This is a genomic window from Streptococcus oralis (assembly GCF_003943395.1).
Lineage (GTDB): Bacteria > Bacillota > Bacilli > Lactobacillales > Streptococcaceae > Streptococcus > Streptococcus oralis_BF.
The window spans coordinates 97,388-107,554 of record NZ_RJPJ01000008.1; the positions used below are offsets into that span (position 1 = coordinate 97,388).

Sequence of the window (10,167 nt, forward strand, 5' to 3'; positions counted from 1 at the left end):
GAACTCGTACTAATATAGACTGCAAGCAACTAAGTACTATTTTCTTGTTTTCTACATAGAATTGTCAACAAGCTGAACTGTTCCCTCTATGTATGGAATTATAAATTCCCTAAGCACTTTCTTACTTCACTGCCCCGTTACTCATTCCTGAAATGATATGTTTTTGGAAGTTGAGGTAGACAATGGTTATCGTTACAATTCCCACAATATAAGATGCAAAACTTGGGCCATAGTCATTGAAGTACTGACCTTGGTAGTTGTATTGGAAGAGAGGTAAAGTCCACATCTTAGAATCCTTATTCAGAATCAAGAGTGGCAACATAAAGTCATTCCAGAACCAGAGAGCATTGATAATCAAAGTTGTCGCATGCATGGGCTTCAACATTGGAAAAATGATTCGACGATAAGTTGTAAAACGATCAGCCCCATCGATTTCCGCAGCTTCATCCAAACTATCCGGTACACTGATTTTTATATAACCAACATACAAGAAGAGGGTCTGTGGAATAGCATAAGTTAGGTAGAGTATTACTAGCCCCCACATATTTGCCAGACCGAGTTTACTCATCATAACTGTGATGGGAATCATAATCACCTGAAATGGAACAAATATCCCTAAGATCAAGAGCGAATACATAATTGCAAAGGCTTTTTTCTTGGACATATTTCGAGCAATGGAATAAGCTGCAGCTGGTATAAAGAAAGCTACTACAATCAATGATAACACCGTAATAACTGCTGAATTCCAGAAATAGCCTCCAATTCCATCCGAAATCAATCGTTCATAATTACTCAACGTAAAAGGATTGGGCAAACTAAAGAAATGATTCATGATATCCTTAGTTGTTTTGAAAGAACTAAATACTGTTACCAACAAAGGAACAAGTATAAGAATACCACCGACTATCAAGAGGACATATTTCCAAAACTGATTCAATTTTTCTTCTTTTTTCATGTGTAGGACTCCTCTATTAGATTTCAAATTTCTTTGATAGCTTGATTTGGATAAGAGAAACAATTCCAATAATTAAGAATAAAATCAAGGCAATTGCATTCGCATATCCATATTGATTACTCTTGAAAGCATAGTTGTAGACTAAAAGTCCAAGAGACGTTGTAGCATTATTTGGACCACCACTCGTCAATGCAAAAATCTGGTCAAAGGCTGTCAAACCAGACTTAAGAGCCAGAATAAAAACCATAGAAATCGTTGGCAATAAATAGGGCAATTCAATCTTCCAAAAAGTTTGTTTACTGGTTGCACCATCAATTGATGCTGCCTCCAAAATATCATTTGGAATACTCTGAAGACCAGCAAGAAAGAGAATGATTGGCATTGCTACTCCTTGCCATAGAAGAACAAAAATAGTTGCTACTACTGCTCCAACAGGTGTCCCCAATAGACTCTCTTGTAAAAAGCTAATTCCTAAAATTTTTCCAATCGTTGGAAGCCCATAGTTGAAGAATTGTTTAAAAATCAAGGAAACTGTCAAACCAGACAAAACAGCTGGAAAGAAGAACCAAGCTCTAAAGAAGGTCTGCCCCTTCATTTTAGCATTCAAGGCTCGTGCCACAACCATCCCAATCGTAATCTCTCCAATAATCAATGCCAGAGTTAAAATCAAAGTAAAGGCTATGGCTGTGAAGAATTTCCCATCAATCATCAGCAATTTGTAGTTATTCAAACCAACAAATTTGTAATTATAGGTCAATCCAGTCCAGTTAGTCAAACTATAGAAAGCACCTTGTACCATTGGAAAGTAAAAGAAGATCGCTTGTAAAGCAAGCGGGATAAGCAAAAATGTCCAACCCCAGTATTTATTTAAAAATTTTCGAATAGCCATATCATCTTAACTCCTATTCTAGTCCAAATCTGCCTTCATTGGATTAAAGAAAGCATTGAGATTGTTTGCCATATTTTTCAGATTTTTATCCATCAGATAACCTGCACTTAGATTAAAAAAGTCTTCTTCAGAGTTCCAGCGTTGGCCCAACCAAACATAATGTTTATCCGTAAACGCCAGTTTAGAAATATCTGCAAGCGCTGAATCTTCTTTTTCCTGTATGCCTTTCACCGCAACTGGTGATCCATCTACATCATAGTATGACTGCATAGCTTTTGGACTAGTCATATAGTTGATAAATTCTTCGGTTTCTTTCGGATGTTTGGTAGTAGCTGAAGTTGATAATGCCATGTCTCCTGCACCAACAGTGACTTCTTTTCCTACTTCTTCTCCTGGGAAGGCAAACATCCCCACCTCAAATTTTGGATCCTGTTGATTAATTGCCGCTAATGCCCATGATCCTTGTGGCATCATCAAGGCTTTTTCACTCGAAAATGCTACCACCGCATCATTATAAGAGGCACCACGCCAACCATCTTGAGCATTATCCGCCAACAAATCTAGTCGTTCTGCATCTGCTTTTAAAATAGCATCATCTACAGAGATAGCGTTTGGTTTTGAAAAGCGAAGGTAGTTATTAGCCGCGTCTCCACTACCCGTAAGAGTAATGAGAGAAAGTTGGTGGTAACCATTTAATGTCCAGCCTTCATTGCCTGCAACTGCAAATGGAGAATTTCCACTATCTTTTATCTTTTTAACAATCTCTTGAAATTCTTTAAAAGTCTTCGGTTCCTCAAGTCCTAATTCTTTAAACTTTGTTTTATTGTAATAGATTCCATAAAGGTTAGCCGTTAAAGGCACACTATAAACCTTGTTATTGATTGCATACTTTTCGGCATAGTCGTTCTTGATGTTCTCAAGATAAGATTTCCCTGTCATATCTGCAAAATAACCTGCCTTAGCCCACTCTTGGAAATCCATATTTTGAGGGTAGATATTGACAATATCTGGCACGTCCCCTGATAAAACACGCGTTTTTAGGACAATACCTGCTGCGGGTACTGTTGTCAACTTCACATCAATATTAGGATATTCCTTCTCAAAATCATCCACTATTCTTTGCAAGGTATCTGCCATCTCGGTCTTCTGGTTAAAAAACTCAATCGTTACCTTGCCATCAGTTGACTCCTCTTGACTACTACAAGCTGACAGTCCCAAAAGGCAGAGTCCTGTAGTAACAATTAAGCTCATCTTTTTATACCATCTCATGATTTTATCTCCTTATCTTCTAATGAAATGTAACTGCCTGCTGAGATAATCTCCCTGCGGAAGCTCCATAGCAATACCCGCATACATGAGTTCTGCACCTGAGTAAACTACACCATTTTCCTGTAATTCATACAGTCCCTCTTTATCCAAATCTTTTAACTTTAAAGTTGTTTCCATTGTTTCCACAACTGATAAGACTCTGACGTAGGTTACAATCGTTTGATTTCCATAGTTAAATTGTACAGCTACTTCATTGGATTCAGCATCGGGATTGATTAACCTATACTGGTTTCCCAACTGGACTACTGGCCGCACTTCTTTATACAAGTTCACCTGATTAGCAATCTCAGCTTTCTCCTCATCTGATAAACTTGTTAAATCAAGCTCATAGCCCAGATTTCCCATCATTGCCACATGACCACGAGTTTCCAATGGTGTCATTCGTCCCATCTGATGATTCGGTACAGCTGACACATGAGCTCCCATAGAAATGGTTGGATAGAGATAGGATGAACCATATTGGATTGGTAAACGTGCAATAGCATCAGTATTATCACTAGCCCAGACTTGTGGGAAATAACGCATCATACCAAGATCATTTCGTCCACCACCACCAGAGCAGGACTCAAAGAGAACATGACTGTGTTTCTCTGTCAGATAAGAAACAAGTTCATAAAGTCCTAACATGTACCGATGAGATTGCATTTGTGTCTCTAGATAGTTCGAACCATTCCCTAGGTTAGTAATATTACGATTCATATCCCATTTGATGTAGTCAATTTTATGATGAGAGAGGAGTTCATCTAAGACATTTTTCAAATATTCTACTACCTGAGAATTTGCAAGATTAAGCACTAATTGATTCCGAGAGTAAGTATGCTCATATCCTTGGACCTGGATGGCCCAGTCAGGATGTTTGCGATACAAATCGCTATCTACAGAAATCATTTCAGGTTCTAACCAAAGCCCAAACTGCAAACCTCTTTCATGGATCGCTGAAATCAGACTTTCTAGGCTTCCACCCAGTTTTTTCTCATTAACAACCCAATCACCTAAAGCCCGATTATCATCAAAGCGATTACCAAACCACCCATCATCTAATACAAAAAGTTCAANTCCAACTTTCTTAGCCTCATCTGCCAACTCTAACAGTTTTTCTCTCTGAAAGTCAAAGTAGGTAGCTTCCCAGTTATTGATTAGAATTGGACGTTCTTTTTTAGAAAATTTACTTGGCATAATGTGCTTAAGTACAAAATTTTGACTTTCATGACTAATACCAGTTAATCCCTGATCTGAAAAGGTCACTAAAGCTACCGGTGTTTCAAAGTTTTCCTCAGGATTTAACTTCCAAGAAAAGTTTTCTGGATTAATCCCAATAGCAACCCGAACTTCATTCAACTGATTCTTTTGGACAAAAGCTTCGAAGTTTCCACTATACAGTAGTTGCAGTGCAAACACATTCCCAGCATCCTCTGTAACTCCGTGATCACATAATAGAAGAGCTGGTGTTTGAGCATGCCCAGAAGCTCCACGGTTCGAACTAATCGAAAAAATTCCTTGTTCTACCTGTTGACGTCGAACAGTCTTTTCACGAGCATAAGCACCCTGCAGAGTTACAATTTCGTAAGCCGCAGCGGGAAAATCAGCTATGAAAGAAAAGTCCTTGTGGATGACAACTTCCTGATTACTATTATTCTCCAATTTGCTGTAGCTAGCAATTGTCGCATCATTATCAAAAGCAGTATAATAAAGCGTCAGACTAAGTTTAGCTTGAGGATCTTTTAAAATCAAGACAAGCGTCTCTGTATCATCCATGCTGTGAGGAGAAGGTAAGCCCTGTGGCCCATTCTGACCTTTTAAAATCTTTGCTTCTACAAATCGAAAATCTGTTACTTCAGTTGCATCGTGCTGAACCTGTAAAGTTGGTTTCCTAAAATCACCCAAACCATGTTGTCCAAAAATTTGACGTTGCGTATCCAAACTAAAGGTGCGATTAGTAGCTGTTGGATTAGGTGAAAAAGCATGATCGCGTTCATAAACACTATTGGCACCCCTATAGTTCTTAATGGTCTTTCCTAAATGTTTTAATAATAAGAACCCATCCCTATTTTCAATAATCAAACTTAGACCGTTACTCTCAACGTAAAATAGATTATTCTCTATTCGAACTCCCATATATTTCACCTCTTCGATTTCTTGATAAAATTTTATCAAATAAAAGCGCTTTCTAAAATAGAGAAATGTCTACAAAGTATGGTAAAATGTTAGGTAGGAGGTGGCACATGCTCGTTTTTTCAGAATACCAGACTGGAACAATTGATCTTTCTCTTAGCTTTTACGGCTATGAAGAATGCACGCCTAACTACTCTTTTGGCCCAGCTATTCGAGATACCTATGTACTACATTACATTACTAAAGGAAAAGGTCAATTCCATTATAAGGGGAAAATTGTTGATTTAAAGGCAGGAGATTTCTTTTTACTAAAACCAGATGAATTAACCTTCTATCAAGCAGATAGCCAGGATCCTTGGGCTTACTACTGGTTAGGGATTACTGGAGGGAGGGCACCTGACTATTTTGCTCTATCTCAAATTTCTGACCAATTCTACTTAATCCAATCTGAAACTTGTCATACCCAGACAACTGCAAAACTCATTGATAGTATTGTCCGTTTCGCTCAGATAACAAAATCAAACGAACTAGCACAACTCCATATCATGGGGCAACTTCATGAATTGATGTTTCATCTAGGAACTATTGCTCCCAATCAGAAAAAAGAGAATATTTCATCAACCCACCAGCTCTATCTTGACTGCAAACGATTGATAGATAGTCACTACCCTCAATCACTCACAATTCAAGATTTAGCAAAAGAGCTATCGGTTCATAGAAGTTACTTAACTAGTGTGTTTAAAGAATTTCACCAACTCTCTCCAAAAGAGTATCTACTCTACGTTCGGATGCATCGTGCACAACAACTTCTGGAACATACTGAAGAATCTATTAAAGTCATTGCATACTCCGTGGGTTTTTCAGATCCACTCCATTTCTCAAAAGCCTACAAGCAGTTTTTTCATAAAACACCGAGTCAAACTCGAAAAGAACTCTCTCACTCCCTCTTAGCTAGAAAGGAAAATCAATGAAATCACACCAACTAGTCTACCAAATATTAGCTAGAGAAAACGACTATGTTAGCGGAGAAAAAATTGCAGAAGAACTGTCGTTAAGTCGTACATCCATATGGAAGGCAATTCAACGCCTCCAACAAGAAGGGCTCGTGATTGACAGTATTAAAAATAAAGGTTACAAACTTATTCAAGGCGATTTGATCCTACCTGATTTGATTCAAGAGAAAACCAACTTAACCATTCTCTACAAGCCTGAGACCAAATCAACCCAAACAGATGCAAAAGAAGGTATTGAAGGTGGAAGCCTGGGAAATAGTCTCTATCTTTCCACATGTCAAACAGCAGGTCGTGGCCGCTTTCAGCGCCCTTACTACTCTCCATCTCAGGGGGGGATCTATATGTCCCTGCATATTCAACCAAACCTTCCCTATGAAAAGCTCCCATCCTATACTCTCCTTGTAGCTGCTGCAGTCTACAAAGCCATTAAAAACCTAACTATGATAGAAGTAGATATCAAATGGGTAAATGACATCTACTTTAAAAATAAAAAAATAGCAGGTATCCTCACCGAAGCCATGACGTCCGTGGAAACAGGCCTAGTAACAGACGTCATTATCGGCGTTGGAATCAACTTTGCCATCAGCGATTTTCCCAAAGAGATAAAAGAAAAAGCTGGAAGTCTCTTTACACCACCAGCTCCTATCACACGAAACGAACTAATCTCAGAAATTTGGCGTTGTTTCTACCAAACAGCACCCGAAGAACTACTCTACCTTTATAAAGAACACTCTCTTGTTCTAGGAAGAGAAGTCAGTTTTATCCAAGAACAGACTGAAAAAAAAGGAGTCGCCAAGGACATCTCCGACAAAGGACAACTCCTTATCCAGCTTGATGACCAGACAGAAATCTGGCTCAATAGTGGTGAAATCTCACTCACTAGCTGGACTTAACAACGGCACTATATGCAACTAGCAACATATAGTGCTTTTTGAATGTAGAAAGCAACAGATATATAAATAGCTGGCTTCCTTCCAACACTTTACAGGTGAATAGCTTTCGAGGCATTCTTTTTATATGCCGTGCTATGTGCCAAAGAAACCCCATAGCAGTGATTTTCGTGTCCAAGCATGACCAATGGAAGTGCAAAAACTTTAACAGCATACAAAAGCAGCCAAAACATAAAGACTTCAGCTTTTATATTCACCAAATTTTTACTAAACATCTCGTACAAGAAGCATGCATTTAAAGCCATATTGAAGAGACTTGCCAACGTTGCTGAGACTATATTGGTTTTCAATTCTAGATGATAACATTTAGCCACATATATAAGGCCAATATTGAAATATTATAAAGGCAAATCAGCTGATAATTTTCTCTATAAATAACCAGTGTCTTACGATTATAGAACGGGAAACCATGAGGTCCACGATGATATTCATTGATCCAGACATGGCTAAGACCTCTAATCGCATTCCAATCCACAAATAAATCAATTTTTCTTAGATAAGTTCCTTTTTTATGAATCGAACATTTCCATTTAAACAAGAAAGATAGAAGAAAAGTAAGGAGCAAAACTACAACTGTAACAATCCTCAACTCCTCTTGCCCAACAATCAAGGATAGGTTAAAGAAGCGCAAATTCGCTTTTTTTTGCATCTAAGATCATTGGAATCACAGTTAGAAATACTACAAAGATAAATAGTATAAATCTATAAAAAATACTATGAAATTTTACTCCATTTTCCATCTCGATTATCCCCAGCCACTTAAAGTCCCTAACCTTAGTATACCACTAAATCTAGTCTATTTATGATTTTTTCTAGTATGAAAGTTAGTGAAATGGCATTAGATAATAGAGCTCTATAATTCTGTAGTGAGTAAAACCACTATGGAGATTATGGAGCCTAGAAAAAAGTCCCAAAAGATCTATAATGAAAAGCGACCAAACCATCATTAGAAAGAATCTTATGGAACTATTACATTTCATCACAAAATTACTAGACATTAAAGACCCTAATATCAAGAGTGTAGATATTTTCAATATGGATACCCACAAGGAAATCACTGAATAAATATGATTTTCAAAAACCGTCTAAGATTTCATACCTTGAAACGACTGGCATGCCTACCAGAATTCTCCTTAAAAAGCTCCGTTTCAAGTGCTATCATTGCTCAAAAACTAGTTGAAAAAAATTCTATGACAGATATTGCTCACCTGCTTTCCATTTCAACTTCAACTGTCATTCGCAAGCTCAATGACTTTCACTTTAAACATGATTTTAGCCGACTTCCAGAGATTATGTCCTGGGATGTTGAAACAGTCAGGGGAGTGACTGTTTCAATCGGGAGATGAAGATGAGTTTCATTGCGCAAGATTTTGACAATCTTAATATCATCACTGTTCTTGAGGGAAGAACACAAGCTGTCATCCGAAATCACTTTCTTCGATACGATCGATCTGTTCGTTGTCAGGTGAAAATCATTACTATGGATATGTTTAGCCCTTACTATGACTTAGCTAAACAGCTTTTTCCATGTGCTAGAATCGTTCTAGATCGTTTTCACATTGTACAACATCTTAGCCGTGCTATGAGCCGTATTCGTGTCCAAATGATGAATCAATTCTATCGAAAATCCCATGAATACAAGGCTATCAAGCGCTACTGGAAACTCATCCAGCAAGATAGTCGTAAACTCAGCGATAAGCGATTTTATCGTCCTACTTTTTGCATGTACTTAACGAATAAAGAGATTCTAGACAAGCTTTTGAGCTATTCAGAAGACTTGAAACACCACTACAATCTCTATCAGCTCTTGCTTTTTAACTTTCAGAACAAGGAGGCAGAGAATTTTTTCGAACTCATTGAAAATAATCTCAAGCTGGTTCATCCTTTTTTTCAGACTGTCTTTAAAACCTTCCTCAAATATAAAGAGAAAATTGTCAACGCCCTTCAACTACCCTATTCTAACGCCAAATTGGAAGCAACTAATAATCTCATCAAACTCATCCGCAATATCTCTGGCTTTCGGAACTTTGACGACTTTAAGAAACGAGTTGTTATCGTTCTTAACATAAAAGTGGAGAAGACTAAGATTGCCCTCTCCACATTTTAGCTGATTTCAACCCACTACAATTGACAAAGAGTCGAAAAAGGAGAGCGCCAATGTGGTTCTCCCCAGAATATAACTTTTCAGCAACCCACTAGAGTTGGCAAAGAGTCTCAAATCACATCACGGAGAATGGGGGATTCGAACCCCCGCGCCAGTTACCCGACCTAACGATTTAGCAAACCGTCCTCTTCAGCCTCTTGAGTAATTCTCCAAAATATTAATTAACAGATATAAGTTTATACGAACTCTCCACACTCACGTTACAGCTCTCTTGATACGGAGAATGGGGGATTCGAACCCCCGCGCCAGTTACCCGACCTAACGATTTAGCAAACCGTCCTCTTCAGCCTCTTGAGTAATTCTCCTACTTTAATGGGCACGAGTGGACTCGAACCACCGACCTCACGCTTATCAGGCGTGCGCTCTAACCACCTGAGCTACGCGCCCAAGTCAAAAACTTGGTAATTTGAACAAAGTTCAAAGCGGGTGACGAGAATCGAACTCGCGACAACAGCTTGGAAGGCTGTAGTTTTACCACTAAACTACNCCCGCATAACTATTATAAAATGGCGCGAGACGGAATCGAACCGCCGACACATGGAGCTTCAATCCATTGCTCTACCAACTGAGCTACCGAGCCAAATTGCGGGAGCAGGATTTGAACCTACGACCTTCGGGTTATGAGCCCGACGAGCTACCGAGCTGCTCCATCCCGCGTTAATAATAAAAAGGAGGATGTGGGATTCGAACCCACGCACGCTTTTACACGCCTGACGGTTTTCAAGACCGTTCCCTTCAGCCAGACTTGGGTAATC

Annotated in this window: 7 protein-coding genes, 6 tRNA genes and 1 pseudogene; 3 read left to right on the top strand and 11 right to left on the bottom strand. The window is 38.7% G+C overall.

From position 1 onward, the window contains the following. Positions 1 to 121 precede the first annotated feature (121 nt). The 4 genes from D8802_RS07370 to D8802_RS07385 are packed head-to-tail and all read right to left on the bottom strand — an operon-like array spanning position 122 to position 5,288. Positions 122 to 955 carry a carbohydrate ABC transporter permease gene (locus D8802_RS07370; protein ID WP_125395362.1) on the bottom strand — a complete coding sequence of 278 codons (834 nt, stop codon included), beginning with the start codon at positions 953 to 955 and terminating at the stop codon, positions 122 to 124. 16 nt (positions 956 to 971) lie between these two features. After that, on the bottom strand, positions 972 to 1,844 hold the full coding sequence (locus D8802_RS07375; protein ID WP_125395363.1) for a carbohydrate ABC transporter permease: 873 nt from the start codon (positions 1,842 to 1,844) through the stop codon (positions 972 to 974). 18 nt (positions 1,845 to 1,862) lie between these two features. Beyond that, positions 1,863 to 3,113 carry an extracellular solute-binding protein gene (locus D8802_RS07380; RefSeq protein ID WP_125395364.1) on the bottom strand — a complete coding sequence of 417 codons (1,251 nt, stop codon included), beginning with the start codon at positions 3,111 to 3,113 and terminating at the stop codon, positions 1,863 to 1,865. Between the two features lie 12 nt (positions 3,114 to 3,125). After that, the gene (locus D8802_RS07385) at positions 3,126 to 5,288 is read right to left on the bottom strand and encodes an alpha-galactosidase (protein WP_125395365.1); all 2,163 of its coding nucleotides are present in this window, start codon (positions 5,286 to 5,288) and stop codon (positions 3,126 to 3,128) included. 107 nt (positions 5,289 to 5,395) lie between these two features. Here D8802_RS07385 and D8802_RS07390 point away from each other — a divergent pair, with 107 nt between their 5' ends. Both D8802_RS07390 and birA read left to right on the top strand, forming a co-directional pair. After that, on the top strand, positions 5,396 to 6,256 hold the full coding sequence (locus D8802_RS07390; RefSeq protein WP_125395366.1) for an AraC family transcriptional regulator: 861 nt from the start codon (positions 5,396 to 5,398) through the stop codon (positions 6,254 to 6,256). Beyond that, a complete protein-coding gene (gene birA, locus D8802_RS07395; protein WP_125395367.1) occupies positions 6,253 to 7,191 on the top strand; it encodes a bifunctional biotin--[acetyl-CoA-carboxylase] ligase/biotin operon repressor BirA in 939 nt (312 codons plus the stop codon). Before D8802_RS07390 ends, birA begins: the two co-directional genes overlap by 4 nt. A gap of 89 nt (positions 7,192 to 7,280) precedes the next feature. Here birA and D8802_RS10345 read toward each other — a convergent pair whose 3' ends face one another. After that, positions 7,281 to 7,493, bottom strand: coding sequence for a hypothetical protein (locus tag D8802_RS10345; protein ID WP_260468407.1), 213 nt, complete (start codon positions 7,491 to 7,493; stop codon positions 7,281 to 7,283). A 715-nt stretch (positions 7,494 to 8,208) separates the two neighbouring features. On the opposite strand from D8802_RS10345, the pseudogene D8802_RS07405 reads away from it, so the two are divergent. Beyond that, positions 8,209 to 9,355: pseudogene (locus D8802_RS07405) on the top strand (ISL3 family transposase). A 120-nt stretch (positions 9,356 to 9,475) separates the two neighbouring features. Here the strand turns inward: D8802_RS07405 and D8802_RS07410 are convergent. From D8802_RS07410 to D8802_RS07435, 6 genes are all read right to left on the bottom strand, one after another. Continuing rightward, positions 9,476 to 9,563 (bottom strand) — tRNA-Ser (locus D8802_RS07410). A 66-nt stretch (positions 9,564 to 9,629) separates the two neighbouring features. Beyond that, a tRNA-Ser gene (locus D8802_RS07415) sits at positions 9,630 to 9,717 on the bottom strand. Positions 9,718 to 9,725: 8 nt separating this feature from the next. Beyond that, a tRNA-Ile gene (locus D8802_RS07420) sits at positions 9,726 to 9,799 on the bottom strand. A gap of 34 nt (positions 9,800 to 9,833) precedes the next feature. Next, positions 9,834 to 9,904 (bottom strand) — tRNA-Gly (locus D8802_RS07425). A 15-nt stretch (positions 9,905 to 9,919) separates the two neighbouring features. Then, a tRNA-Phe gene (locus D8802_RS07430) sits at positions 9,920 to 9,992 on the bottom strand. A gap of 3 nt (positions 9,993 to 9,995) precedes the next feature. Further along, positions 9,996 to 10,069, bottom strand: a tRNA-Met gene (locus D8802_RS07435). Positions 10,070 to 10,167: the final 98 nt, after the last annotated feature.